At 39.0% G+C, this 623-nt stretch carries 1 protein-coding gene; it reads right to left on the minus strand.

The window, feature by feature from the left end; all coding sequences use genetic code 11:
• Positions 1 to 615: RNA polymerase sigma factor SigB (gene sigB / locus AC3G7N_RS21570; RefSeq protein WP_489424183.1), on the minus strand; the 615-nt coding region annotated here is incomplete at its 3' end.
• Positions 616 to 623: the final 8 nt, after the last annotated feature.

The raw sequence follows: 623 nt of genomic DNA on the forward strand, positions 1-623 counted from the left end.
CAGGATCGGCAAAATCTTCTCGAGTAACAGTTTCTGGTCTACATTCTCATAACCATTCTCATCATTACCCACTAAGTCAAGAATTGCTACCGTACTCCCATCAGAATCTGCTTCAACTTTTCGGTCGACGGACAGGGCTTTATAGCTTTTTCCCATTTCCATCGTCTCTAAAATATCTTCCTCGGATACGTCAAGATGTGCAGCAATTTCACGTACTGTAGGTGACTTTTGATCTGAAATGGTTAATTCATCAATAGCTTTTTTAATTTTTGGCCCAAGCTCCTTAATTCGTCTTGGGACGTGAACACTCCATGTTTTATCTCGAATAAATCGTTTGATTTCCCCGATTATCGTTGGTATTGCAAATGATTCAAATGATTTACCATAGCTAGCATCAAACCTTCTAATAGCTGCCAATAATCCAATCATTCCAACCTGTGCAAGATCCTCATGTATACTGCTGTTTTTCGAATACTTACGTGCAATAGATTCTACAAGATCTTTATAGGTCAGAACAACCTTTTCTTTGACCTCATCATCATCAGGATTCTGTTGTAAATGCTCAATCCATTGGTAAACCTCATCTCTATTGTGTGGACGAGATTTGGTCGCCATCATAATCC

This window comes from Virgibacillus carmonensis (assembly GCF_057836705.1).